The sequence below is a fragment of the Paenibacillus vulneris genome (genome assembly GCF_039543185.1).
GTDB classification, from domain to species: Bacteria; Bacillota; Bacilli; order Paenibacillales; family NBRC-103111; genus Paenibacillus_S; species Paenibacillus_S vulneris.
In genome coordinates this window covers 105,347-130,804 of the sequence record NZ_BAABJG010000029.1, presented here as the reverse complement: position 1 = coordinate 130,804, position 25,458 = coordinate 105,347, and the positions used below count along the sequence as shown (strand labels likewise).

General features: G+C 48.4%; 24 protein-coding genes and 1 riboswitch. Of the genes, 3 read left to right on the top strand and 21 right to left on the bottom strand.

Annotation, left to right across the window (positions count from 1 at the left end):
- Positions 1-76 precede the first annotated feature (76 nt).
- Together ABEA66_RS25460 and ABEA66_RS25455 are read right to left on the bottom strand one after the other, a co-directional pair.
- On the bottom strand, positions 77-253 hold the full coding sequence (locus ABEA66_RS25460; RefSeq protein WP_179136333.1) for a hypothetical protein: 177 nt from the start codon (positions 251-253) through the stop codon (positions 77-79).
- Positions 254-805: 552 nt separating this feature from the next.
- Positions 806-1,255 (bottom strand): SRPBCC family protein, encoded by a 450-nt coding sequence (locus tag ABEA66_RS25455; protein ID WP_079914742.1) that lies wholly within the window; start codon positions 1,253-1,255, stop codon positions 806-808.
- Between the two features lie 130 nt (positions 1,256-1,385).
- Between ABEA66_RS25455 and ABEA66_RS25450 the strand changes: the two genes are divergently transcribed.
- Positions 1,386-2,180 (top strand): DUF6597 domain-containing transcriptional factor, encoded by a 795-nt coding sequence (locus ABEA66_RS25450; RefSeq protein ID WP_345591953.1) that lies wholly within the window; start codon positions 1,386-1,388, stop codon positions 2,178-2,180.
- A gap of 122 nt (positions 2,181-2,302) precedes the next feature.
- On the opposite strand, the gene ABEA66_RS25445 is transcribed toward ABEA66_RS25450, so the two are convergent.
- From ABEA66_RS25445 to ABEA66_RS25390, 12 genes are all read right to left on the bottom strand, one after another.
- The gene (locus ABEA66_RS25445; RefSeq protein WP_345591951.1) at positions 2,303-3,616 is read right to left on the bottom strand and encodes an ABC transporter substrate-binding protein; all 1,314 of its coding nucleotides are present in this window, start codon (positions 3,614-3,616) and stop codon (positions 2,303-2,305) included.
- Between the two features lie 275 nt (positions 3,617-3,891).
- A complete protein-coding gene (locus ABEA66_RS25440; RefSeq protein ID WP_318781072.1) occupies positions 3,892-4,638 on the bottom strand; it encodes an amino acid ABC transporter ATP-binding protein in 747 nt (248 codons plus the stop codon).
- Between the two features lie 14 nt (positions 4,639-4,652).
- Positions 4,653-5,312, bottom strand: a complete 660-nt coding sequence (locus tag ABEA66_RS25435; RefSeq protein ID WP_345591944.1) for an amino acid ABC transporter permease — start codon at positions 5,310-5,312, stop codon at positions 4,653-4,655.
- Between the two features lie 72 nt (positions 5,313-5,384).
- A complete protein-coding gene (locus ABEA66_RS25430; RefSeq protein ID WP_345591942.1) occupies positions 5,385-6,173 on the bottom strand; it encodes an amino acid ABC transporter substrate-binding protein in 789 nt (262 codons plus the stop codon).
- A 364-nt stretch (positions 6,174-6,537) separates the two neighbouring features.
- Positions 6,538-7,446, bottom strand: a complete 909-nt coding sequence (locus ABEA66_RS25425; protein ID WP_079914736.1) for an iron-hydroxamate ABC transporter substrate-binding protein — start codon at positions 7,444-7,446, stop codon at positions 6,538-6,540.
- A 20-nt stretch (positions 7,447-7,466) separates the two neighbouring features.
- A complete protein-coding gene (locus tag ABEA66_RS25420; protein WP_345591939.1) occupies positions 7,467-8,480 on the bottom strand; it encodes a FecCD family ABC transporter permease in 1,014 nt (337 codons plus the stop codon).
- Between the two features lie 2 nt (positions 8,481-8,482).
- Positions 8,483-9,418 carry a FecCD family ABC transporter permease gene (locus ABEA66_RS25415; protein WP_345592307.1) on the bottom strand — a complete coding sequence of 312 codons (936 nt, stop codon included), beginning with the start codon at positions 9,416-9,418 and terminating at the stop codon, positions 8,483-8,485.
- Between the two features lie 104 nt (positions 9,419-9,522).
- Positions 9,523-10,344 carry an ABC transporter ATP-binding protein gene (locus tag ABEA66_RS25410; RefSeq protein ID WP_345591937.1) on the bottom strand — a complete coding sequence of 274 codons (822 nt, stop codon included), beginning with the start codon at positions 10,342-10,344 and terminating at the stop codon, positions 9,523-9,525.
- Between the two features lie 207 nt (positions 10,345-10,551).
- Positions 10,552-14,094 (bottom strand): collagen binding domain-containing protein, encoded by a 3,543-nt coding sequence (locus tag ABEA66_RS25405; protein WP_345591935.1) that lies wholly within the window; start codon positions 14,092-14,094, stop codon positions 10,552-10,554.
- A 233-nt stretch (positions 14,095-14,327) separates the two neighbouring features.
- Entirely contained in the window at positions 14,328-15,131 is an 804-nt protein-coding gene (locus ABEA66_RS25400) for a transglutaminase-like domain-containing protein (protein WP_345591933.1), read from the bottom strand.
- A 10-nt stretch (positions 15,132-15,141) separates the two neighbouring features.
- A riboswitch (cyclic di-GMP riboswitch) is annotated at positions 15,142-15,232 on the bottom strand.
- 72 nt (positions 15,233-15,304) lie between these two features.
- On the bottom strand, positions 15,305-15,991 hold the full coding sequence (locus ABEA66_RS25395; protein WP_345591931.1) for a class D sortase: 687 nt from the start codon (positions 15,989-15,991) through the stop codon (positions 15,305-15,307).
- A gap of 211 nt (positions 15,992-16,202) precedes the next feature.
- Entirely contained in the window at positions 16,203-16,595 is a 393-nt protein-coding gene (locus ABEA66_RS25390; protein WP_345591929.1) for a YkvA family protein, read from the bottom strand.
- 206 nt (positions 16,596-16,801) lie between these two features.
- On the opposite strand from ABEA66_RS25390, the gene ABEA66_RS25385 reads away from it, so the two are divergent.
- Together ABEA66_RS25385 and ABEA66_RS25380 are read left to right on the top strand one after the other, a co-directional pair.
- The gene (locus ABEA66_RS25385; RefSeq protein WP_345591927.1) at positions 16,802-17,476 is read left to right on the top strand and encodes a hypothetical protein; all 675 of its coding nucleotides are present in this window, start codon (positions 16,802-16,804) and stop codon (positions 17,474-17,476) included.
- 160 nt (positions 17,477-17,636) lie between these two features.
- The gene (locus ABEA66_RS25380; RefSeq protein WP_345591925.1) at positions 17,637-18,827 is read left to right on the top strand and encodes a GGDEF domain-containing protein; all 1,191 of its coding nucleotides are present in this window, start codon (positions 17,637-17,639) and stop codon (positions 18,825-18,827) included.
- Between the two features lie 8 nt (positions 18,828-18,835).
- Here the strand turns inward: ABEA66_RS25380 and ABEA66_RS25375 are convergent, their stop codons facing one another.
- The 7 genes from ABEA66_RS25375 to ABEA66_RS25345 form a co-directional block, all read right to left on the bottom strand.
- Positions 18,836-20,170 (bottom strand): DUF5808 domain-containing protein, encoded by a 1,335-nt coding sequence (locus ABEA66_RS25375; protein ID WP_345591923.1) that lies wholly within the window; start codon positions 20,168-20,170, stop codon positions 18,836-18,838.
- A 64-nt stretch (positions 20,171-20,234) separates the two neighbouring features.
- On the bottom strand, positions 20,235-20,624 hold the full coding sequence (locus ABEA66_RS25370; RefSeq protein ID WP_079914725.1) for a GntR family transcriptional regulator: 390 nt from the start codon (positions 20,622-20,624) through the stop codon (positions 20,235-20,237).
- Between the two features lie 256 nt (positions 20,625-20,880).
- Positions 20,881-21,507 (bottom strand): glycoside hydrolase family 73 protein, encoded by a 627-nt coding sequence (locus ABEA66_RS25365; protein ID WP_345591920.1) that lies wholly within the window; start codon positions 21,505-21,507, stop codon positions 20,881-20,883.
- Between the two features lie 38 nt (positions 21,508-21,545).
- Positions 21,546-22,016: a phage holin family protein gene (locus ABEA66_RS25360; protein WP_179136297.1), complete on the bottom strand. Its 471-nt coding sequence runs from the start codon at positions 22,014-22,016 to the stop codon at positions 21,546-21,548.
- A 270-nt stretch (positions 22,017-22,286) separates the two neighbouring features.
- A complete protein-coding gene (locus ABEA66_RS25355) occupies positions 22,287-22,472 on the bottom strand; it encodes a hypothetical protein (protein ID WP_345591915.1) in 186 nt (61 codons plus the stop codon).
- A 1-nt stretch (position 22,473) separates the two neighbouring features.
- Entirely contained in the window at positions 22,474-22,950 is a 477-nt protein-coding gene (locus ABEA66_RS25350; protein ID WP_345591913.1) for a hypothetical protein, read from the bottom strand.
- An 11-nt stretch (positions 22,951-22,961) separates the two neighbouring features.
- Entirely contained in the window at positions 22,962-25,457 is a 2,496-nt protein-coding gene (locus tag ABEA66_RS25345) for a hypothetical protein (protein ID WP_345591911.1), read from the bottom strand.
- Position 25,458: the final 1 nt, after the last annotated feature.

The window sequence follows — 25,458 nt, the reverse complement described above, 5'->3', positions numbered from 1 at the left end:
TATAAATCCCAAGTAGAGTAAAAAAAAAGAGCCTGACGCTTCATCGCGTTCAGACTCTCTTTATCGAAAATCAGGGTTACTTTTTCCGGCTGGCGTTCATTTCATATTTATTCCGGTGAAATTCCTTGACGATATCCTTTAAAAAAATCGTTTCTTGCTCGGTCAAGCCATGCTGATTGCTCTTATGAACCAAATTCCCAATATGGCGTTTTAAAATTTCGCTCCGACGTCCCAGCAGCTCCTCGTGATTCAATTGTGTCACTCCCTGTTTGATATGGTTTCTCTAGTTTATTCTATTAAGTATATCAAACCGTTTTTTTCGAGAAAAACCGCGTTTGGCCACCCAAAACCGGAAATACCCCAAAATCTCCGAAAAAGCGACAAACAATGCCACTGGGACGAATCTATACTGGCCTATTCTCATCGTGGTTAAGTTCTTCACCGCATTAACGCGTCTTTCCTTCTTCTCGCTGCTAATTCCACTGCATTTCCTTCTACACGAGCGATGATGCAGCGCCGCTCACCTCTTCTTTAAACAACAAAAAGGCGTTCTTATGAACGCCTGGAGTCTGTTGAGAAATCTGCTTGTCCTGAAAAATGGGGAAAGGTATAGGTGGGGTATCCCCTGTAGGAGCGTTAGCGTCCGCCTTTGTTCTCGGAAAATACCCACTGTAAAAAGCGAATATAATCAAAATTTTTCCGAGAACAACAGCGGCCGGAAGGGGATACCTCACCGGGGAACCTACACCTTTTTTCTATACTTTCTAGGTTTCTCAACAGACAAATGTCCTTAAGGACGCCTTACCTACCAGCCCAAATTCAGCGTCTTCCCCGTCTCGGCCAATGTCTTGATGTTGCTCAGGATCATCCACCAGCTGCTGGACGTATTTTTCAACGACGGATGGTTCTCACTCCATTGATCGTTCACCAGCGTCAGCTTGGTGCATTCTCCGACCGTCTCGAGCGTCATCGTAATCCTCGATTCCAATTCGGCATGGTTAGGATAATAGGACGGCCCCGGATGCTCAAGGACGCTGAACAGGCGGTTCGGTTCAAACGCGAGGATCGTCCCATACACGTGCACGGTTTCATCCCCATCATTGCCGGGACCTACATATTGAAAGGGCTCCCCGACTTGAAAGCTCGATTGCAGCTCGCTGCCAAAAAAGATTTTGCGCGTTCCTTCCGGCGTCACAAGGATATCCCACACTTGTTCAGGGGAAGCTCCGATATAAAATTCGTATTTCAGTTCCATCATCCCACTCCTTTATACGAAGTAATATGCTTTAATATAACTATAGCTTGTCCAAGCATTCATGTATTGTAAAAACGCGACATGCCCGCCTGCCCATCCGCAGCATAACGTGAACAGGAGTGAGCGTATCATGAAGAGGCACGAAACGAAGCCCAGCATGGGCATTCTGAATTTTGACAAGGCAAAATATGTTCTCAACCGTTACACGCCTTCGGAAGATATCGGTTTTTTCGTCAAGCACTACTGGATTGCCAGCTGGGATTTAACCGGCCAGGAGCCCTATTTGCAGAGCGTAGTTCCGAATCCCTGCGTGAACCTGCTCTTCCAATCCGGCCGTTCGGCCGTCTACGCAGCCGCGAAGCAAACCTACTCCATTCTGCTTCAAGGAAAAGGCTGTGTCGTGGGAGCCAAATTCAAGCCCGGCGGCTTTTATCCCTTCATCAAGAAGCCGGTGTCCGAAGCCCTTCAGCAGCCTATGGCTGTCCACGACATGCTGGGGATCGAGGCCCGGGAGGCAGAAGAGCTGCTCCTGTCCCAAAGCGATGAAACAAGAATGGTTGAGCTCTTGGAAGACCTTCTTCGGCCGAAGCTGCCGGAGCAGGATGAACAGGTCGTTCTGGTCAACCAGATTGTTGACCGGATTGCGCTGGAGCGTGAGATCACCAAGGTAGAGCAGGTCTCGGAATGCTTCGCTATGAACAAAAGAAAGCTGCAGCGTCTGTTCGAGCAATACGTCGGTCTCAGCCCCAAAACCGTCATCAAGCTATACCGGCTTCAAAATGCGGCCGAAGCCATGGACCGGGGGCAGCAGCTGGATCTGCTGGAGCTCTCGCTCAAGCTGGGCTACTATGATCAATCCCATTTCATCAAAGACTTCAAGGCTACTGTCGGGAAAACCCCGGAGGCCTATGCGAAGCAGGCTTAATTAAATGATTGAACGAAAGAATCCCCCTAACCGGCCGCCATAGAAGCAGGTTAAGGGGATTTCTTATCCAAGCCACGAACCTTGCAAGCGTCGCTCCATGCCGGAGGACGTCCAAGCATTTGTCACTTTTTCATAGCTGCTTGAATATCCTTGGCGGCTTGCTCCTCCGCCTTCCGGAATGCGGTATTTGCGTCGCTGACCTTCTGTGCGACCTCCCTAAGCGCCGTAACAGCATATTTGGACGCCAGGTCGTCATAAATCGTTCTGGGCGATACAGGCGCCGGTTTAGCCGGGTAGAACGCTTTAATATTTTTGCCCTTCAGCTGCGGCAAGTCTTGACCAAACGAATCGAGCAGCTTTATATTTTTAACAATCGGCATTCCGGTGCCATCCTTGGCAAACTTCACCTGCATTTCATCCGATGTCAGGTACGCCAATATTTCGAAGGCGACATCCTTATGCTTGCTGTTGCTGTAAACGCTGGCGAAGGTCGAGTACATCTGAGATCCGACTCCCGGAGCTTCCTTAAAGGTCGGGAGAGGCACCGCATCCATATTCATATCCTTCGCGGCGTTGACCATAGTGCTGTTAAAGTAGGCGTACATGGCAAGGTTCTTATCCTTTGTAAACATATCCGCTTCTTTACCGTACTTTTCCTTCGGTAGTTCCGCTCCCGGAATATTGTAAAAACGCGCGAAATTTTCAGCCATTCGCTTGTACTGCTCCGTATTTATCGCAGGCTGATTCGTCTTAGCATCAACAAACGGCAGCGACAGCTGGTTGGTGTTCAGCATATGGCTGACCGAGGTCAGGAAGCCGTAATATTGAACGCCTCCGTCCGTACGCGATACCTGCTTCGCCAGCTCGTACAAGTCATCCCAGGTCATGCCTTCCTTAGGGTAAGGCACCCCGAATTTATCGAAAATATCTTTGTTGTACATCAGGACTTCAGCCGTAGTAAAGATCGGAAGCGAGTCGATCCTGCCTCCGCTGCCGAACTGCTTAATAAAATCGAAGGTCGTCGTTTCCAGACGGCTCGTATCGTAATTGGTTTTCTTGATGTACTCCGTCAAATCCGTTGACAAATTCAGGTTCTGAAATTGAGGGTAGTAGCCGATAGACAGGAGGATAATGTCCATATCCACTCCGGCTGAGATAACCTCCTCCATCTTCGTTCCATTCCCCCAAGGGATAAACTTCGGTGTAACGAACGGAAACTTCTCCTTGATCGCGTTCCCCATCAAATCCATAAACTGCTCTTCCGTCGTTCCGTTATTCGGGCGGTAAAACGTTATCTCGACGGGCTCGCGTTTTACATTGTCCTGACCTTTGGCAGGCTCGGATTCCTTCGTTACTCCACCGCTGCCGCATGCTGCTGTCGTTAACAAAACAGCGGCCATCAGCGAAGATAATAGTAAGCGTTTTCTTTTTGTCATGATATAGACTCCCCTCTTTACTTCATCAGGTGTTCTCCGTCGGAGGCTTCCAGACGGCTCCGTGAGTCCATCCCGGCGGACGAAGGCTGTGAAAACAGACCTTGCCTGGCTTGAGAACCCCAACCACTGCATACATGGCACATTCTCATCATAAAGGAGAGGAGATAACAGATTGCTATCCAAAAATATCATAATTCTATTCATTCTCTGGATGCGCTTTCATCTTGCTCAGCACCAAAAGAAAAAGCACCGGCCCGAAGGCCCGCGCTTATCCCTTATTTCAGGCTGTGATTCAAGAATGCCCTGGTCCTGTCGAACTGCGGATGGACGAAAATTTGCTCCGGAGAGCCGGATTCAATAATTTCTCCCTGGTCCATGAACATGACCCGGTTAGCCACTTCCTTGGCAAACCCCATCTCGTGAGTAACGACAATCATCGTCATGTGCTCTTCGGCAAGATTTTTCATTACCTGCAGCACCTCGCCTGTCAGCTCGGGGTCCAATGCCGAGGTAGGCTCGTCAAACAGCAAAATGTCCGGATTCATCATTAAGGCCCGGGCAATAGCGACACGCTGCTTCTGCCCGCCGGAAAGCTTCGACGGAAGCTGTGACTCGCGGCCGGACAGGCCGACCTTGGCGAGCAGCTCCGAGCTGCGCTTGGCGATGTCCGAGGCGGACTCCCCTTTGACGATTCTCGGGGCCAGCTCCAAATTTTGCTTGACCGTTAGATGAGGAAACAGATTGAAATGCTGAAATACCATTCCCATCCTAGCCGTGATCCGTTTGATCTCCTGGGGCTTGGCGTAGACTCCGTTATCGACCAGCGTCTCCCCATGGATCTTGATCGTACCGCCGTTGATCTCTTCGAGATGGACCAGACTACGGAGCATCGTACTTTTTCCCGAGCCGGAAGGACCGATGACCGCAACGACATCGTTCTTGTTGACCTGAAACGACATTTGCTTCAGCACGTCCAGAGTGCCGTAGGATTTCGTAAGATTGGATACTTCTATGATAGCCACATCAGCCAGTCCTTTTATTCAAATTTAAATCTTCTTTCCAGCCATTTGAACAATACGGTTAACAGAAGCGTCATGATCAAATAAATGATACCTGCGACAAAGAAAGGAACGATCGTAAAGTCGCGGTTCACCACGGTCTGGGCATAGTGCAAGAGGTCGGGAACCGCAACGGCATATAGCAGCGCGGTATCCTTGATCAGCGTGATGGATTCGTTCGATACCGACGGCAGGACGACCCGAACCATCTGAGGCAAAATAATCCGCGTCAGCGTCTGCCATTTACTGAAGCCAAGCACCTGGGAGGCCTCGTACTGGCCCTTATCGATAGCCAGCAAGCCCCCGCGGAAAATCTCCGCAAAATACGCCGCATAGTTCAGAATAAAGCCTACGCAGGCTGCGGTAAACCGGTCCAGCACCAAATATTCGCCGATTCCCGGGATCATCGGAAGACCGAAGCAGATGACCAGCAGCTGGAGCAGCAGCGGCGTACCGCGCATGACGTAAATATACGTGTGAGCGAGCCAGGATAACGGCTTGCTGCTGCTTTTGACCGCTAACGTAAGCAGGAACCCCAGCGGGATCGATACTACGATCGCAATCAGAAACAGGAGGACCGTCATTTGAGCGCCTTCCAGCATCGGTTTAATCATTGAGATCCATTTATCCAAAGACATAGAAAAACTCCCCCAAAAGCAAAACGGGATTCCCCGAAAGAAATCCGTTCTCGCTTATCTTCATCCGAAGTGTTACTTCAATACTTTATCTTCGCCGAACCATTTTTGCGAAATTTTCGCTGCGGTGCCGTCCTGATTCATCTCATCCAGCGCCTTTTGCAGCTTCTGCAGCAGCGCTTCGTTGCCTTTTTTCACGCCGATTCCGTATTCTTCAGGAGCCAGCGACTCATTCATCAGCTTGAAGGTGCCCTTCTCCTTCGACATATAGTAGTCAATGACAACTTCATCGATAACTACCGCATCCACGCGGCCGATTTTCAAATCGTTTAGGGCGAGCACGTTGTCCGCGTATTCCGTCACATTTTTCACCTTGGACTTGAGCGGACTTTCATCCAAAGCGTCCGCCGCAGAGGAAAGAGATTGAAGCCCTATGACTTTGCCGGTCAGGTCATCCAGCTTGGACAGATTCGATTTGGCCAAAGTGACAACTACTTGAGCGTTTTTCAAATAAGGCTTGGTGAACAATACCTTTTCCTTACGCTCATCGGTAATGGTGTATCCGTTCCAGATCAAGTCGATCCGGCCGCTGCTCAGCTCCGACTCTTTCGTTTTCCAATCTATCGGTTGAAAAACGGCGGTTGTCCCCATTTTCTCTGCTGCCGCTTTCGCGTAGTCGATATCAAAACCGACGATATCATTCTTCTCATCTCTAAAGCCTAGAGGCGCGAACTTGTCGTCGATACCAATAACCAGTTTCTTGTTATCCCCCGAAGCGGAAGAGGCTTCCTTCCCAGCGGAGCATCCTGTAAAGATTGATATTGCCGCGGTAAGTACCAAGGCCATAGCTGCTAAACGTTTCATCCTATTAAGAACCACCTTTTACTAATTTTACTTTACTACGTTACCACTTTATCAAGAACTAAATGATATCATAGATTCACAAATAGTGTCGATAGCTGTTGAGCTAGTAAGATTATTCCATAGAATGAATAGGAAATCTTCGTGAACTTTTATAGGGAATAATACCTAGATCGTATAGAAAAAGAGAGCACCTCGCAGGTACTCTCGGCATCTTCGGGATGATGGACATGTGATTTTGGTAAGAGGCCCCGCACCCAAATATTAAAGTAAAATGACCGTTGGTAAGAAAAGCAGCATGAAACCATTAGCTTTACAATTTTCCCATGCGATTAAAAAAAGCACCTGCCAGGTGCTTTCTCCAAACTTATTTCGAAAACATGTTTTCCGCGTAATCTAAGGACATTTTATTTCCCATCGCCGAGTAGTCCAGCCATGGCTGATCGGGAATCGGATAGATATGGTTGGCTTTCACCGCTTTTAGCCCCTGCCAGATCGGGCTGGATTGCAGCTGCTGGTACAATTTTTTGGCCCCGTCCTCATTATTGACGATGACAAAGATCGCATCCGCATCATAATCAGGGAGCACTTCCTGCGAGATCACCTCATAAGACTTGTCTTTGCTGATCTTCTCGACCCCTTTGGCAGGCTTCAAACCCAAATCCTCGAACAGCATCGGCCCCATCGGTCGTCTAAACCCAAACACCCGCAGCTCCTTGGCCGTCACGCGTACCGCCATAACCGTACCATCGCCGATTTTGCCTTGAATCAGCTTTTTGACCCGCTCCGCCTGGGCTTGATTCTCTTTGAGGAAATCTTCCGCCTGTTGTTCGCGGTTAACGAGCTTGGCGACCTTTCTTAACGTATCTCTCCAGGTTCCCTCGTCCAGGTCGAAGGAAACGGTTTTGGCGATTTTTTCGTATTTGGCGATGTCTCCGGCATACTGCTTATCGATATAAATAACATCCGGCTTCAAGGCGAGCAAGGCCTCCATATCCGGCTCCGTCGCAACCCCCAGCTGCTTCGTATTCTTCAGACGATCAGCGACATGGGGCAAAAAGGTTTTTAGGTCCCCGCCTACAACAGAACCGACGGGTGTGATGCCGAGAGCCAGCAGATGATTCGTCAAATGGATAGATAACGAGGCAATCCGCGGCTCTTTATTTTCGGCGGGCTTTTCCCCGGCTGCTTCCTTGTTTGGCTGGGGAGCATTGGTGCCGCACGCAGATAAAATCAGAACAAGAATAAGGCTGCATACCCATAGTGTCTTTTTCATAACGTCTCCTTATTGGGCTATTATTTGGTCTTACGGAGTAAATAAAGGAAGTACGGCGCGCCGACAGCGGCAACTACGACGCCTGCCGGAATCGCGTTAGGCTGAAAGACGGACCTTCCGATCGTATCGGCCACTACCAGAATGACAAGACCGATCAAGCCTGAGATAGGCAAAATATGCTGATGCATCGGACCCACCAGGCGGCGTGCCAGATGGGGCGCTACCAAGCCGATAAACCCGATGCCCCCTACCATCGCCACACTGGCGCACGATAAGGCGACCGCGGCGGTCAGCAGCAGGAGCCGCTGTCTTCGTACCGAAGCCCCAATCCCGACAGCCAGCTCATCGCCAAGCGATAAGGCATTCAGCTGCTTGGATTGTGAGAACACGTAAGGCACAAGGATTACGACCCACGGAAGCAGCGCATACACATGGACCCAATCCTTCCCCCAGACATTGCCGATCAACCACCTGGAGGCAAAGGCGTATGTCTTATCGTCAAGACTTAACGACAAGAAGAGCGTAGCCGCGCTAAAGCCCGCTGATATGGCGATTCCAATTAAGATTAAGCGGACCGGCAGCCAGCCTTTTTGGCGGTCATATGACAGCAGAACAATGAGCACCGCCGTTATCATGCCTCCTACAAACGTGAATAACGGGATCAAAAGCGCGATCGCACCCGTCATCGTATTAAAATAAGTCACAAAAACAATAAGGCCTAGCGAAGCGCCGGCATGAATGCCGAGAATACCGGGGTCCGCCAATGCATTGCGCGAGAGCCCTTGCAAAATGGCGCCGGAGATGCCCAACCCGATACCGGCCAGCATGGTGATTAAAATACGCGGCAGCCGAAAATCGAACAAAACCATCGTATCGTCCGGGCTTCCCCGTCCAATCAGCGTTTGGATCACCGCTGACGGAGACAGCCGAATCGAGCCTGTGTTTAAGCTGATAATGACCGCGCTTAAACAAATGAGGATTAAGATAAAGCCGACGGTCACCGCTTTCTTCTCTCTTGCGCGCAGGTGCTGCATGGCTATAAGCTCCTCCTTTCTTTATGGGCCAGATAAAGGAAGAAGGGAACGCCTACAAGAGCAACCATCACGCCGATAGCCAGCTCTCTTGGCGGATTGACCATCCGTGCTCCCAAGTCGGCAAATACCAGCAGGACCGCGCCCAGTACGGCGGACACCGGAATAACGAACCGATAATCGACGCCAACGAGCCTGCGGGAAATATGCGGAATCACGAGGCCAACAAAACCGATTGAGCCTACAGCCGATACGGAAACTCCGGCCAGAATCAAGGCTGCTATCATGGCTAAGATCCTTACCCGCTTCGTTTTGACCCCAAGGTTAACGGCCACCTCGTCTCCTAAGGAGATTAACGATAGGGATCGGCTCATCAGCAGCGTCCAAAGGATCGTCACCGTAATGATGGGCACTAATAGCTTAAGCTGTGACCATTTGACGCCGGCTACGCCGCCCGCATACCAATAAGCCAGATCCTGGCTTAACTGATAATAGATAGCGACCCCGGAGCTGAGAGAGTGCAGCAAGGCCGCAACGACAGCGCCCGCAATGGTCAGCCTTAGAGGAGTTAAGCCTCCGGCCGTCGTAGAGCTGAGCGCAAAAATAAACAGGGCGCTCAAGGACGCTCCCGCAAACGACAGCAGCACCAAGGCGGTGTACGGTACATTCGGAAAAAATGCAAAGCTAAGTGCCACCATGAACGTCGCACCCGCATTGACTCCAAGAATCCCCGCATCCGCCAGCGGGTTGCGCGTGACGCCTTGCATTAAAGCTCCGGCAACGGCAAAGGCTGCACCCATGACAGCGGCAGCAATCACCCTGGGGAGCCTCAGCTCGTGAATAATCTGATGCGTCGTCAAGGCCGGATTATATTGAGCGACGGCGGTCCATACGGTTCCGATGGTCATCTCTTTCGCGCCGAACGAGATGGCCAGAAACATCGAGCATGCGAGAGCGGCAATCGATAAAAGCAGGACAATACCAAACACCGACCCCTTCACCCGGGTCCGATTCTGCTTGAACACCCTATGTAAGAAGCCTGGATTCATGTCGCAGCCGTTCCTTTGCTTTTAATAAACAGCTCAAAGGGCAGGCAGAGCGGAACGCCCGTACGGGGATCTGTTAAAATATCCGCCTCGATCCCGAACACTTGACGAAGGACGTCCTTCGTCATGACCTGCTCCGGCGACCCTTCGCTGACGACGCGGCCTTGCTGAATCGCGACCATGTGGTGGGCATAGCGGGCCGCATGGTTCAAATCGTGGACCACCATGACGATCGTTCGCTTTTCCTCGGCGTTGAGCTTCTGGAGGAGCTTCAACACCTCCAGCTGGTGAGCCATGTCCAAAAACGTGGTCGGCTCATCAAGGAACAATATGTCCGTCTTCTGAGCCAATGCCATGGCAATCCAGGCGCGCTGTCTCTGCCCGCCGGACAGCTGATCCACCGGACGATCGGCGAACTCTGTCATCCCTGTAATATCCAGCGCCCACTGGATGACATCCCAGTCTTCCTTGCCGAGGGAGCCGAAGCCCTTCTGGTGCGGAAACCGTCCATAGGAAATAAGCTCGCTCACGGTCAATCCGTCAGGAGCCGTAGGATTCTGAGGCAGGATAGCGAGCTGCTTCGCCACTGCTTTGGTCGGCTGCTCGTGGATGGACTTTCCGTCCAGCCATACTTGTCCCTTCTTGGGGTGGGTAATCCTCGCCATGGTCTTCAAAATAGTGGACTTGCCGGATCCGTTGGAGCCAACAAGCGCTGTAATTTTGCCGATGGGGATCGACAAATTCAAGTCGTTCACGATCAGTCGATCGTCATATGCAATATCCAAACTCTGGGTATATAACTCTTTCGCCTCGGAGGTCATCTCATTTGCCTTCCTTACGTTTCATAATGTATGAAAATGAGAATCATTATCGTTAATGATTGTAACTTCAAGGATTTGGATTGTCAACAGAAAAAAAGCGGCCATCTCCCCACCAGATACAGGGAAATGGCCGCTGCCTCTTCTTGATCTATGCGCTGCCGGGGCACCCCAGCCAGGCATACCTATGCCATACTAGAATCAACTGACTTATTTGCTTCTCAATACCTTTTTCCGGCCTAGGGCTGCGCCCAGGATTATCAATAGGAAGCCTGCCAGCTGCACGTATAGATGACTGGCTTCCCCGGTTACGGGGAGTGTCTCTACAGGCGTTCCATCCGCATTTAACGCTGCCTTTTCGTTCCCTTGCGGCTGGTTGTTATCCCCATCACTAGTCGGGGAGCCTCCCAGAGGTACCTTGATATTACCTTCTATCGCCATATCCTGGTTCGGCACTTCCTGCGTTGCAGGAGTCTCTGGCTTTGGTTCTGTGCCTGGCTTTTCTCCAGGTGTCGATGCAGGATCTGGCTTCGCTGAAGCTTCCGGCGTCGTTGTCGATCCAGGTCCTGAGGAACCCGGCGTCCCGGTAGAATCCGGCCGCTTTGTTGGCTCCGACGAGTCACCGGAATCGGAATCCGACGATCCGCCGCCAGGAGTTACTGGCGGTGTTACTGGAGGCGTCACCGGTGGATCAACCGGCGGTTTCACCGGAGGCGTCACAGGCGGTGTCACCGGTGGTGTTACCGGAGGATCTACCGGCGGTTTCACCGGAGGATCAACTGGCGGCTTTACCGGCGGAGTTGATGTCTTCACATTCGATATGCGCAATATGTTACTATTTGTAGAGTCTACAGTTACAAAATGTATCGTTGTATCCAAAACATATCCCACTGGAGCCGCCTTTTCCTTTATGGCGTAATCCCCGGTGTACAGGTTAGGAAATATGATTTTTCCCGCTGCATCTGTTGTCTGGGTTTGAATATACAGTAATTCTGAGCCCGATTTCCGATACAAGTCGAACGTCGCGCCGCTTAGATGCAACCGGCTATCAGCGGAATCTGTCTTCTCAATGGTCAGCCAGCCTCTCTTACCGCTGCCTGTACCCGACCCGCTGGAGACACCGACCACAATATCTTGTGTCGTTTCTTGGGTCACCGTTCTTACGTTGTTGCCGCTGAAGCTGACTTTGTTGGACACCGTTTCCTGATCCTTGGCAACGATGAGCGACTGATACTCCAAAATATAAGCCGAACGGATCTCGTTCTTGAAGCTTAGCTCAAATGTCTGCTTCCCGTTAGCATCGGTATGGAAGACAACCGTATAATCCGTTCCCTTCACTAGCTCCGCCGACCTGGTCAGGCTTCCGTCAGCCGCAACCGTTGTGGCATATAAGTGGAAGGTATCCGGTAACAGCAGCTGGTTATCCGTAGGCGTGTCGATGATTTTGGCATCGGCAACGGTTGATTGCCCGCGGTTAATGTAGATCGTCCAGTTAATTTTGTCCCCGTCCTGCTTACCGTTTTTACTTGCGTACTCTCCCCCTCGAGGGATAGTTACGGAAGCGGTCAGCTTGCCGGAAACAGGATTCGTACCGTCGAACAATTGCGCTGTGTTGCTGACACTGCTGCTTATCAGCTCTCCATCAAGACTTGTATTGAAGACAAGATAATACGGAGTCGAGATCGGTTGTAAGAACTTCACGACCAGCTTGTTGCTGTTATCAACCGTATAGCTGTAATACGTGCTATCGACTACCGTCCCCTTCGACGGGTTTCCGTTCGGAGGAATCGTCATGTTATACAGCTTAAGGGAGCCTTCAACCAGCTTCTGCTTCGATTCCAATAGATCCTCGATCACGGCATCCGCAACGGCTTTCCCATTGTAATTGACACCTACCGTCCACGTGATCTCTTTGGACGAAGCATTATAAGAACCATTCTTGAAGCCGTTTTGCTTCACTTCGTTTCTTGGAGTGAAGGTTGCGGTAACCTTTTTCGTCCTTGCGTTTGAAGCGTCGTCCATCCAGTCGATTTGAGCTTCATTAATAAAACTAATCGTGCTCCCCGCAGGACTGATCCAATCAGGATGGAATTCCGTCGTGTAGCTTACCGTGACAGGCTCTGTAAGAGGGTCCTTCCAATTCAATATGAACCCTTGATCCGGTTGAACGCTGCTGTCCACAGCATATTGGGCTGCCGGAATCACCGTGCCGTCTTTGGCTTTCACAACGAGCGAATCAGGAATGAGGCGCAGCCCTTTTTTAGGGAAGGTGTCCGTCACCTTGATGCTGCTCATCGGCTGACTGTCGCCATTAATGGTGAGCTTCCATGCGACGGTCTTGGCGGCATAATCCACGGATCCAACGCTTTTCACGATAACCGCTTGCTTGATATCCTGCTTGGACGGATTTGCGGAAGTCCCGCTGCCCGAATAAACATTGTTCGTTATCGTGGTATCGTCAATCACACGGTTGACGCCTTTCGTCTGATACGTAATCTTGTAGGCCGATGTCACCGGATTCTTGAACTGCAGCTTGAAGCCTGCTTTACCCGCGGCGGCAGCTACAGGGCTTACCGTATACTCCGAGGCAGGCAGCTCCGTGCCCAGAAGCTCCTTGCCGGTAGCATCCAACGTTACAGGATATACGTGGAAAGAGCCGGTAACCAATTCTTGCGAGTCATTGAAAGAATCGAATAAATAGGCCTCTGATTGTGCTATGGACTTCTCGTTGTAGTTGTACTGGATGGCCCAATCGATCGTTTGTGCAGCCTGGTCATACTTGGAAGGATGCTTGTCCAGATCGCTCACGCGCTGGATGGTCACCGTCGCCTCAGCTTGAGAGGCCGGCTTGTTGCTTCCTTCAAACGTTGCCGTATTCACGAACGTTCTTACGCCGGAATCCGTGATCGGAGTCGTGTACTGTATCCGGTATGCACTTTGGATCGGGTTATCCGTAAAGCTTACTTGCAGAACATTTCCTGCCGTGTCCACCTTGTATTTGCCGGCGTCAACCAAGGAGCCTTGGGTTACCGAGCCGTCCAGGTTTACATTCAGGCTATAAACGGCAACCGTTACCGGTGCCGCCAGGCCTGCCGGCATAGGGTCGGTGACAACCGCATGCTGCACGGAATCCAGCGACTTGTTCACATCAATCGTCCAATCGATGTTCTTAGGGTTAAAGCCTTGAGGAACACCGCTTTTTCCGATGGTCGATGTGACGTTAGGCTTAAAGATAAGCGTAAATACCTGCTCTCCGGATTGAACCGGAATTTTAATAACTTGCGTCGTGCTTCCTGTTACTGTCTTGATGTCGAATTGCGTGTCAATGGTGAGGGTCCCCCGCACCTGGCTATGACTTTCGATATAGCTGTTGAAGGTCATGAGCACTTGGTGACTGTCCTTGCTGACCTTGAACGTTCCTATGTCTTCATCACCGTTCCGTAATGGCCCGCTGATATCATTGAAGAGCAAGAACGCTTGCGGCAGCGTGAAGGCAAAGGTATCCCCGCTGTGGTAACCATGGTTGTCAGGCAAGGACCAGGTGTAATCCAATCGGACCTTGGAGCCCTGCTCGTATACATTGCCGGTGACGGCTTGTCCTGCTTTGTCGTATACCGTCATGGTTACGCTGTTGATGATGTTGCCGGTAATAGTGCCTGAGGCAAAGGCCTGAGTCAAACAACCGACTCCCGATAGGCTCTGGATAACAAACAATAGAGCGATCAGCAGCGCACTGGTTTTTTTCCTCCACATATGTTTTTCCCTTCCCTCGTCCTTACTATGAATGAAACCCTTCTTATCACCCCTTTCACGTAGTCTAATTTCATAAATCCTTCTATTGGTTTCATTGCCGAAGTCATTGTAAATCACCGATCTGAATAATTTCTGAACAACAGGCCGCCATTCGATTGCACAAAAAAAGAACCCGCATCAAATGCAGATTCTTCAGGCTGCGATTTCCCGCCGGCTAGGCGAATGGAAGTTACTTAATAGATCTCAGTAACAACATAATCGGCACTGTTTTTTATCATGGTTGTCTCTTGCCCGCTTTGTACACGGGACGCGTCATAGGTGGTGTCGATAATGACCCATTCTTGAAGATCCTTGAGATATACTTGATTCCACGCATGATACACCTCGGGGGCATGGACCTCGTATCCCATTACCAATCGGGTCGGGATTCCCAAGCTTCTGGCCATTGCCGTGAAGGTAGCAGCATAATCAAAGCATATTCCGCCGGATTCCTCGTATACCTTATCCAAGTCAGGGATATAGCCTGTGTCTACAGTTTGCGCTTTACTCTCACTATATTTGTAGTTTTGCGTCAAAAAAGCATAAATCGCTTTGACTTTATCTTCATCGGTTGCAGCATGCGCGGCTAGTTTCTTTGCCTCCACTACAGCTTTGGTCGTCTCGTTCCAGCTCGCTATAGATATGGACTGCAAAAACACGGCCTGCTCATTCACCGTCTTCACGTCGACATTTTCCTGCAAAATCACTTGATATTTGTTGTCGGAAATCTGTTTCGCAACCAGTACATGGTAGCTGCCGTCACCCAATTGCAGAGGATAGGAGGCCCCGTCCACCAGGTTATAGTCCATTTGGACATCGCCCTTGGTTACACGCACAAGCGCCTTATGCTCCGGATCCGCATAATGGACCTTAATAATCCCGTTGCTCAGAGAGCTTTTATCCAGGACGGGTTGTCCGGCAGCGGCATGGGTTTCTTTAGGCGCCATAGTCAGAAATAGCGCAGCAATCAGCAACAATGCTCCTAATGTACGAAACATAGACTCTCCTTTCGGTAACTGGCTGCCATCCTGGTAGATTGACCAGGGAAGGCCCTATAGCTTTGCGTCTCCAGCTTTCGCTGAGTTTGCCTTTATCGGTGGAAAGCACCGAAAACTTATTTGGTTATCTATGAGTATAGCATACCATTTGTTTCCTCTCTAGTTCTAAATGCTCACTCTTCTATCAATTTTCCTTTAACTATGATGCGATGTGTCGGATTTTCCATAGGATGGCAAGTAATTAGCGTAATTTGCCGATCTTTGCCGTTTCCTTTCAGCACCCATACTTCCTCGGGAAGTACGTATTGCTTGCTTTCTACCTTATAGCGATACTGCTTGCTCCCCGTATCTACCTCTATGAGATCGCCCTCGGTCACTTCATCCAAGCGGTTAAAATTTTTGCCGTACGTAAGATTCCTATGTCCCGCAATGGCATAATTGCCGATTTCACCCGGCTTGCCTGTATTCGCCATACTGGCAACCGACAGCTTCAGATTCGCCGCCGTTGCGTTCTTGATGATAGGAAGCTTCAAGTCGATCTTATCGATCTTGAGGACGCCCTCCACATTCTTCTGCCCGATAGATAGAGGGACTGGGGTCGGTTCCGCCTTCAATGGCGCGGGCTGGACCTCTACCATATCCGTACTCAATGGAACGGGCGCAGGCAAAGAAACCGTTACCGGTTCCTGCTCCGGCTCCGGATCTGAACCGGCTTGATCTAGATACTGCAAGCTTTCCTGCCACTGCTCTAAAATCTGCTGCTGCTTATAGCTCTCGTAACGGTCATTCACCGTCGGGTAGGCCATCACAGCAATTCCAACGACAATGCACGCTGCGGAAATGATTTTTTTGATCCTCATGGCTTCTACCTCCGGTGATGGTTGGATCTATCTCATTCATTATAAACATTTTCTATTTGGTAAAAAAGGGAAGCCAATCTGAAACCTATCAGCTTCCGTTTCGGCAGACTATCGGATCCTATCACTCGTATACTAACAAACGCATTGCTGAATACATTCGTTACACATGCAAAAAGAGCACTGTGCGGTGCTCTTTCCTGTTTAGTATCCTCTATTCTACGATGTGAGCGTCGATATCTATAATGTCCTGGTGGTTGACGGCATCGTCTCCGAAAAGATCCTTCAGCTTCTCTTTGGCTTTTTGCTTAACGGAATCGTCTATGTTCATGGCAACGGCACCAATGGCCAGCATCAAAGCGCCCAAATCATCCGCATAGCCTACGACAGGCAGTATATCCGGAACGATATCGACCGGCAGGATCAAATAGCCGAGCGCACCATAAATTTGAATCTTCGCTTTTGTCGGCGTAGAAGGACTTTGAAGCGCATAGTATAAGAGCAGCCCGCTGTAAACGACTTTGGACCCGGCATCCTTCGCATGCTTTTTCAGCTTGGACCAGAATCCTTGCTCCGAATAGTGCTTTTCGTATTTGGAGTTTTCCATTTCCGATCACATCCTTTTCTCAATCAGCCGGACCCTTATACGAACATAGCGCAGGTCCAGCATACGCTCCATTTCTACACCCACCGCCCTATTTCCTTCTTTTTCAACTAATTTATCCATTACCCCGTCAGGAAGCGTTTACCAATTATTATCAACCTGCTATTATGAGTATAATGTCACCAAGGATCCGAAGGGATGTTTGTATCATGTTTTCTATCATTCATGTCTTTTTAGGATTATTCTCTTTTTTCTTCCTGCTGTTTATATTCAAAACCCTCCTATCCCTTATCCAATGGAATGGGCGGTTCAAGCAAAACCTTATCATCACAGCGATCTTGTTTGCGGCTGCGTTCGTCCTGTCGCGATTCATTGAGGATGGCCTTCGAATTCCTATCGTCGACGATTTCCCTGTCGTCCAAGGTTTGTTCATCATTGCTCTCGCCATATGGCTTATCATGACCTATGTGAACAACAAACGGCTTGGGAAGCAGTATCGAATGGGGGCACACAGCAGCTTTTCATGCCTTCATAAGTACGGCATTCCACAGATTCCGCAGACCGCGATGACCGCAATATATGTTACACCGGATAAGGTTGTTATAGATTGGAAAAACAAATATTTTGAGCTGCCGCTATATAAAATCACAGGGGCCGCTGCGGTGACGCAATCCATTTTGTCCAACAACTACGGCTATCTCACTCCTGAAGCAACGAAAAGGATAGGCCGGTATCTGGCCATACAGTATGGACTTCCCGGAGAACCGGCGAAGCTGCTCATTTTCGATATGAGTACGGTATTCAAAGCGAAAGCAGCCGCCTCTGCGGTAACCTATCATTTACAGGAATCGGCGCGGTCTGCGAATGGGACCATCCAGCTGTAGCCGAAATAAGTGATGCTGCGAGACATCCATAGGGATGTCTTTTTTTGTCGGGATATCCATTTCCGTTGCGGAGCCGCCCCGAAACAAAGGTATATAAGAGTCCCGGACTTTGTTATACTCAAATGGCTGGACATTTCCCCTCAAAAGATGGTGGCTCCTAATGGATTGGCTCTTGGACGCAAAAACAATCTTTATCGCTCTAGGCATCGGACATTTATTTACCTTAATCCTCATAAGCGCTTATTGGCATGATCACGCCAAAGAGGTTACCGTCAAAGCCTTCTTTTTAGCCAAATGCGCTCAGACCGCGACTTGGTTTCTTCAGGCATTCCGCGGAGAAATTCCCGACTTGCTGTCGATATCCCTTGCCAATTCCATCCTGTTTATTGGAGCGTCCTTCGAGATCTTAGCCATTATGAGTCTGCAAAAAGAGCTTCGCCCAGCGACTCGAAAGATATATTTTATCGTGACGGTCCTAAGCATCCTTGGATTCCAGCTGATAGTGCTCTTGTATAACAAAGAAAATTGGAGAGTCGCGTACTCCTCTTTTATAACTGCGGCTATTGTATTCCCCGTCTACCGGCTGGTCATCGTAAAAGCCCATACCCTGCTTATGAAGATTATGGGATACCTTTATCTTTTTGTTATTGCTTCCTCTATGGTTAGAGGAACCGTTGCTCTGCTTGCCCCTCCAAAGAGCAGCCTGTTTACCCCCGGAATTTTTCAGACGATTGCGTTCCTGGCTCTCTACATCGTGATGATTTTGGGGAACACGGGATTTATTCTGCTGCTAAAAGAAAAAGCGGACCAGGAGCTGATCCGCCTCGCAAGCTATGATGATTTGACAGGCACGCTGAACCGTCGAACGTTCACTTCCCATGCAGTTCAGTATCTCAACGATTATGCCAAGAGGAAACAGCCGCTATCTTATATGCTGTTCGATATCGACTGGTTCAAAGCCATTAATGATACTTACGGCCATAACGCCGGGGATCAAGTGCTTCAAGATCTTACTGCCCGAATCAAGCAGATTCTTGGTCCGGACGATTTGTTCGTACGTTATGGCGGCGATGAATTTGGCATTCTGCTGCCCGGCAAAGACGAAACCCGGTCCAACGAGGTTGCCCAGCAGATAAAAGAGACGCTTAATGGGCCCATGAGCTCTCATTTACCGATGAAATACACCATTAGTATGGGAGTTCTCACTGTCGTTCCCGAGCCGCGCACATTGCCGGAGACGCTGTACACTTCTTGCGACAAAGCCCTTTACATGGCCAAAAATAACGGAAGAAACGGCTGGTATCGCGGCCGAGTGGAAGAGCCTGGCACGCAAGTGCAGCCGATCGATTAAAAGACCTATTACTTTCTTATTTGTCCCTGAATTTGCTCGAATAGCTGCTTCGTTTGTGACGGATCCTTCTCATTATAGAAAATGTAGCCCTCATCCAGCTTGATCCGAATATACGGCGGATTGTTTTTGAAAATATACATTCTTGCATTGCCTAGCTCCTTGAGGCGAAAATGGCCGCGGGCCTGCTTATCCGTCGCTTCCCCGTTCGTTTTGATCCCGGAAGGAACCGTATCTACAAGGTCCATTTGTTTAATATCTGCCAGCTGAAAGTCATAAGAATACATCGGGTAATCGATTTGGATTCTCTGCCCGTCGGTCACGGTTAGGACAGGCGGGGTCAGCTCGGAACGGATCAGCATGAACGAGACTCCGATGATGACAGCAGCCGCCATCCCGATGCTTCCTCCCACGATAATTTTTCCAGCCCAAGTGCCCGTGTTCACCGTTTCCCCTATCCCGACCCGCTTCGGAACCAAAATACTCCGGTCCTGAGGATTATGGTACGTAAATCCATTGCTCCAATACTCGTCGTCGTCCGTATAGATTATTTTGCCGTCCTGTTCCAATGTTTCCCGCTCCAAGGATGCAATCTTGCGATACACATACAAGATGACCCCTACAGGAACCGCTATAAACAGCAAGGTAACTGTGACCCATACACCCTCCATCGGTTCATTGCTGCTAGTCATAAACAAGCCAATAAGCCAAAAGTGAATATTCTCAACAACCGCTATTACCAACCACAAGTAAGACGTATACCGGCGCCTTGCCTGGTTCAAGACGAGATTCACTTCGCTGTTTGCGCTGTATACCTTCGCCTTGGTTCTGCGCATCATGAGTGTAGCGAGAAAGAATAGGAGAGTCAGGATGGACACGCTTAGGGTGATGCCCAGCAGATTCGGATCGCCTTTTCCCCAAAGCAGCATACCGATAGCCATGGCAAAAGGAATCGCAAACAGCCATAGGGGCGCGGAACGCTGGTTTTTTAAATGCGCCACACGCAGATCGCTTCGAAGCACCCGTTTGGCGCCGACGAACCAATCCCTCTCACGTTTTAATGCAAGTGTTTCCCGGAAAGCATGACGAAATAGAACGGATGTCCATAAAAAGAATGTAACAAGCCATACAAAAAAATAAATCACTTGGTATGCGGAATAATCATGGAGCAGCGCCAATGGAATTATAAACGCGGCCATTCCTATACTTGCTCGGTTCAGCCGCTTGTTGAACTTCGCTTGAATCCCCCGTATATCCGCATCGTCCATCACGTGAGCGGGCAAAGTAACGGCAAACAGCATGCCTTTGCTGTATTTAGCCTGGGGCTTGTAAGTTGTTAATACCACAATGAAAATGAGAATGGCTGCGCCACATAAAATCGCCGTGAGTATGGTAATCCTCTCCTCTCTCTTATACGTTGGAAGGCCGGTAAGTCATTCTGGAAAAAATCTGTGAGCATAACATCTGGAACCGCGACTGGTCCATCCCTTGGATCGTTGCTTGCGCAATAATTAATTGAAGCTGTGCTTCCAATTGCGCGGATGGTTCAGCGTCCTCTGGCATCCTGGGACTTACTTTAGCTCCATGCCGCCGGTCAATGACAATATAGCCTTCCTGCTTCAGGATCGAATAGGCTTTGTTCACCGTCATCGTATTGATGCCCAAATCATCGGCCAGCTGACGAACGGTCGGCAGCTTCTCTTGAGCCGCAAGCTCCCCTGTCGCAATACCGATCACGATTTGGTTGCGCAGCTGTTCATATAGAGGAGTTTCGCTGTCTAGTTGCAAGGAGATAAGCATAGGGTTCATCACCTCCGAGTTTTGTATTATATATTATAATACAAATAATACTTAAATTTTGCAATAGCAGAAATGACCCCCTTCATCTGGTTGAGTTCTTTACCCACTTATCTACCTTTGTTCTGTAAAGTCAGAATTGTGAATAGATAGGATTGTGGATATGTTTATATCTTTGCCAAAAGTTATGCACAGTATAGGTTTCGGGCCTGTTTATAATGTGTATAACCTGTGAATAACGAACAGTGGAATGGATATTTTATTCCTCTGGCTGCCCTGAGGCCCTTCGTAATTGATTCGCCAGCCAATGAATATAATCTGCCTGCTGCTGGTGCTGCGCCGCTGCAGCTTCATCACCTTTCGACGCGGCTTCCGCCTTATCGTCCATGCATGTTTGCCAGCCAGGCCCCATCCATGTGTTGATAATCGTATTGGCTACATCAGCATCTAGCATCAGCTCTTCCGCCTCCTTATCAAAATGTTCAAGCCCGCAGCTGGTAATGAGACTGTTCAATTTGGAGGCATACATCGGATCCGTAGCATACCCGCACAAATATAGTGCATTCGTCTGATCCTGCGGGCAGCCAGCGGCCCGAACCCGGTCATACCGGCTCCAGTTAAATAACAAGTCTTGATCTTTAAAGCAATCCTCAATGCAATCGTAAGCGCGCCAATTTGCCTGCACTCCTTCTACTTTAATACCGTCATATACCTCCCATGTTGTTGTGCTAACACTTCGACCACGCCAGTAGGCATTAGGCTGTCCGCTGCCGACTTTGAAGCCAACGAGATTGTTCCATTCGTGCAGTACACAGCCGGTTTCCAGCATTGCCTGGGCTATCCGCACCGAAGGAAATAGGGGTGAGCCTTCCCTGCGCAGCTTCACGGCAATGGGGGCGATAGTGGAGATGAATTCGTGCCTGTCTATGATTCATCACCATCCAAATACTTCTTCTTCTCTTCTACTCTTTTGGCTGCTCTAGCCATCTTATGTTCGATTTCATCAGCCACCGCGTTCATCACCCAAACCGGAACCCATTTGTCCCACCCCGCCCTGACCGTATTTGCGGTCATACTCTTCCAAATATGCAAGCCAGCCGCTCCAGTTAGAAAACCAAAAGCAACCATCGGCATACCTATGATTTGATCGACCAAGTGGCCTGCAGCAGGAACAAATAGGAGAAATAAGGATCTAAATGCACCATCTATGCCATATTCAGAAGCATAGGATCCATCTTTCAATGAAGCCCTGTACCCGGCTATCCAATCCATAACAATAAGCAGCACATACAGTGTTAAAACAAGGTATTTTACAGGCTCATCACCATAAAGGAACTGAAAGCACGTCATAAAATAAGCGCCCAAGGCGCCTGTAGTGTAATGAAGTAACTTCATGTTATACACCCTTCTTTCCATTTGGATTTAAGAAAGCCCTGCTTATGCAGGGCTTCAGATTGTTGAGAAACCTATAAGGCTTGAACTATTGCTAATATACTACGGTGGGGTATGCCCCTCCAGCCGCTGTTGAAACCCGTGAAAGGGATCAGATTTAGTGGTATTTTCACGAGTTTCAAAGGCGGACGTAAACTCTTCCGAGGAATACCCCACCTCCATATTTAGCAAAGTTCTCGCAAAACTAGGTTTCTCGACAGACTCAAGCCCTGCTTATGCAGGGCTTCGTGTCACTTGAATTTCTGGACGCTTTGTACGAATTTGTTCAGCCACCAAATCCGAATCCTCAATGGACATCTTGTAGCTATCCACAATTTGAATTATGGAACCTTCACCAGTGTCATAGCGAATCAAGCAGGCATTTGCGATAATGCGAATCTTCTCCATAGCCATTGCCATGTTATTTCCCCCTCTCCGTTAGAATCTCAGCCATGACGAGCTCCATGTCTCCAAGTCTAGCTTTCAAATCTTCCTTCTCTGCTTCCAGCCTTGTTATTTTCTCAGTATCCGTTTCAGAGGGTTGTTGGTTTCGGATGGCTGCCAACTCCTCGGGAGTTATCCCTTCTACCCAAAACGTTAGGGTTTGTATTAATTTTGACTCCCCGTCACCCTCCGTTCCGGTCGATTGTTTTGATTGTTCCCAAGCAACCAAATCAAATCGAGGCTTGTACAACCCAACTGGAACCGAAATCGCTACAGTGTAACCAATGACTTCCAGATCCGACTGCTCTGTCAGTTCTCCGGCTGTGTGATCGTCTACGGAATTAACCAGTTCAGGTTGCTTATAGATAGGAAAAACGCCCGTCACATCAGCGGCGACAAGCGTTACATCTTTGAAATATCCATTTATATCGACTATGATTGCTTCTTTCTTCATTTTATCCTCCTTTATTGTTCCGCTAAGAATATTACTCCATCAAGGGAATTCCAATTTAGTTTTGAACCAATAAAACGAACCATACCCCAAGGATAAACAGTTGCTCTACCCGAAAAATAATTTGTTCCATCATACATAATGACGGGAACAATAATATATTGGGTGGGTCGATAACCAGAAGGTAATATAAAAATATCTGTATTTTCAGGTCCGCCGGTCACTCTGCCTTTAAGATGAACATAGCCTAGCTCATCTTTCATATAGCCAACCGATGTTTCGACAGACCAGCCATTCAACAACGTTGGTGTAATCCATTGAGATTTAACCTTCCCTGCCTTTGTTGTTTCCAACACACTGACCCTTTTTACAATATCCGCGTGACTTTTTGATAGGGTACCGACATTCGTTTTAAGATTCGCATCATACTGGCCCTGCATTGCTTGGATATTGCATGTTAAGCTGTATTGGTCTAAAGCAAGGTAAGTAACAGTGTAGGCTGCTAATGGGTCATAGTTGGGAAGTAATATACCAATAACTCCAGACGGGTAATAAATATAGCTCGTATCATTTAATACCCCTCGATTTAAAGAAACTAAGCGGTTAATTTTATTTTTAAGCAAGTTGCCTAAATCTGATCGATTAATATAATAGGCGTTATCACTTTGCACATAAACTGAACTCACCTTCTCCCTAACAATCATCCCATTACCAACCTCAATCTGATTTAACCCCTCATGAAGCGTAATCTCTCCTTCTGGGATGATCTTCTCTAGAACAGGCTGAGCGAGTTGATATTGAAGTTTATAAGGAACGTACCAAGAACCAGCTGCAGTTGTTGGTAATGTTGAAATTCCACCACTTGATTTATCAGCAATGGTTCTCCATCTCTTACTACCTGAACCGTTATATGGAGTTACAAATGTTCCATTATCATCATATCCCATGACCCATCCATAAAAATACGCCTGCATCTCATCTTGGGAAGGTGTGTATCCTTCTCCCCAACCGCTGTCTGTGTCTGCAACAGAGAGATAAAGTAAAGAATTACCATCTAAATAAGCTCTGTCTGACGCTGCATTAACTCCAGGTGAATCGACTGATTTAAGTATTTTACCATCGTACTTCACAGCTGTGTGAGTTGTTAAATCGATATTAGACCCAATCGCACCTTTAATTGTGGCTTTTATGAGTTTGAACCCTACTTGAGATACAAAGTATGTCCAATCCAGACTGCCATCCAAATCAAGCGTCTTAAATTTCGTGAACTTATAATAATCCGATCCCCTTCGATATAATTGATCAGCCACAGAGCCGTCAACATTAGAGCACCATTGACTAGGGAAAAACAAGTAATTGTCTTCACGCGGCTTGAATGGTTTTACCGTGTCGCCTAAGTTTAACAAAGGTCGATCAAATATAAACATCCCAGCAGCCTTACAATCAAACCAAATTGTGGCGGATGCAGTGTTGTTAGGAGCAACAAAAATAGCAGGTAAATCACTTAAATTTGGTGCTGAGATTAGGTTCCCTCGAGCATCGTTGAATTCAACGTAAATATTCATGTTTGAAGTAAAATTAGTCAGACTTAAAGTGTACTTTTGCCCATTAACAGGAGTAAATTTATATCCGCTTCTTTGACCAGATGCTGTGGAGTTCAAAGTTAGCCTATAAGGTTCTGTTATTGTTGCATTTGCATGTAGGTCCCACTCATTAAAAGGTGGCAACAAATTTTCCCCGTACTTTACTACATATGGGTTCGTAATCGACTTCATATCATCGACATAGGGATATTTTGCAGCGAGTTCGTCAACCGATAAGGTACCGCTTTTTATGGCATTTCTTTCTTCAACCGTAATTTCATATACTCGCAGTCCATCAACATAACCATATTGACCGTTCGCACCTGTGATAGTCACCACCGCATCGATAAATGCAGTATTTTGAAAGTCATTTCCTGCCCAAAGGGCATAAGAGCTGCTAAATCCAGTAGTATTGGAAACAACGGAAGACATTTTCGAACCAACAAACTGGAGATCGGCATTGTAAGCAATAAATCCAAGACTTAAACCCGTTGAAGAATTCCCATTCTTCAAATCACCTACGATTAAGTATGACTTTGAAAAATCATTGATGTTTGTTGCATGAGCTATGTTTCCATAAGTGTTATTATTAAGGGTCATCTTCAACGATTGGTTCCCATAAACCTTATTACCGGTGTCTGCTGCTATAGTTAACCCGGCTGTTGCGATACTGGAAACATTATATTCATAGTTACCTTCTCTCCCTAACAAATTGACCAATGTACGCCCCTTAAAACCAGTAACATTATATGGAGCTACCCTGTCAGACTGGACGACCTGGGTACCATATCGTAAATTCAGAGCCGTCGGCTCAGGACTATCAATTCCTTCCGCGTGAGCATCCTTAATCCCTTGCTCCAAACGGTTCATATCATGTTCCGTCACAATCTCCTCAAATTTCCAATTCGTTTTTGCGTTATACGTCACG

Coding starts and splice junctions, on each gene's coding strand:
- ABEA66_RS25455 (WP_079914742.1), bottom strand. CDS start 1,255: ATGGAACTGAAATACGAATTTTATATCGGAGCTTCCCCTGAACAAGTG.
- ABEA66_RS25450 (WP_345591953.1), top strand. CDS start 1,386: ATGAAGAGGCACGAAACGAAGCCCAGCATGGGCATTCTGAATTTTGAC.
- ABEA66_RS25445 (WP_345591951.1), bottom strand. CDS start 3,616: ATGACAAAAAGAAAACGCTTACTATTATCTTCGCTGATGGCCGCTGTT.
- ABEA66_RS25435 (WP_345591944.1), bottom strand. CDS start 5,312: ATGTCTTTGGATAAATGGATCTCAATGATTAAACCGATGCTGGAAGGC.
- ABEA66_RS25430 (WP_345591942.1), bottom strand. CDS start 6,173: ATGAAACGTTTAGCAGCTATGGCCTTGGTACTTACCGCGGCAATATCA.
- ABEA66_RS25425 (WP_079914736.1), bottom strand. CDS start 7,446: ATGAAAAAGACACTATGGGTATGCAGCCTTATTCTTGTTCTGATTTTA.
- ABEA66_RS25420 (WP_345591939.1), bottom strand. CDS start 8,480: ATGCAGCACCTGCGCGCAAGAGAGAAGAAAGCGGTGACCGTCGGCTTT.
- ABEA66_RS25415 (WP_345592307.1), bottom strand. CDS start 9,418: ATGTTTCTGGCCATCTCGTTCGGCGCGAAAGAGATGACCATCGGAACC.
- ABEA66_RS25410 (WP_345591937.1), bottom strand. CDS start 10,344: ATGACCTCCGAGGCGAAAGAGTTATATACCCAGAGTTTGGATATTGCA.
- ABEA66_RS25405 (WP_345591935.1), bottom strand. CDS start 14,094: ATGTGGAGGAAAAAAACCAGTGCGCTGCTGATCGCTCTATTGTTTGTT.
- ABEA66_RS25400 (WP_345591933.1), bottom strand. CDS start 15,131: ATGTTTCGTACATTAGGAGCATTGTTGCTGATTGCTGCGCTATTTCTG.
- ABEA66_RS25395 (WP_345591931.1), bottom strand. CDS start 15,991: ATGAGGATCAAAAAAATCATTTCCGCAGCGTGCATTGTCGTTGGAATT.
- ABEA66_RS25390 (WP_345591929.1), bottom strand. CDS start 16,595: ATGGAAAACTCCAAATACGAAAAGCACTATTCGGAGCAAGGATTCTGG.
- ABEA66_RS25385 (WP_345591927.1), top strand. CDS start 16,802: ATGTTTTCTATCATTCATGTCTTTTTAGGATTATTCTCTTTTTTCTTC.
- ABEA66_RS25380 (WP_345591925.1), top strand. CDS start 17,637: ATGGATTGGCTCTTGGACGCAAAAACAATCTTTATCGCTCTAGGCATC.
- ABEA66_RS25370 (WP_079914725.1), bottom strand. CDS start 20,624: ATGCTTATCTCCTTGCAACTAGACAGCGAAACTCCTCTATATGAACAG.
- ABEA66_RS25360 (WP_179136297.1), bottom strand. CDS start 22,016: ATGAAGTTACTTCATTACACTACAGGCGCCTTGGGCGCTTATTTTATG.
- ABEA66_RS25355 (WP_345591915.1), bottom strand. CDS start 22,472: ATGGCAATGGCTATGGAGAAGATTCGCATTATCGCAAATGCCTGCTTG.
- ABEA66_RS25350 (WP_345591913.1), bottom strand. CDS start 22,950: ATGAAGAAAGAAGCAATCATAGTCGATATAAATGGATATTTCAAAGAT.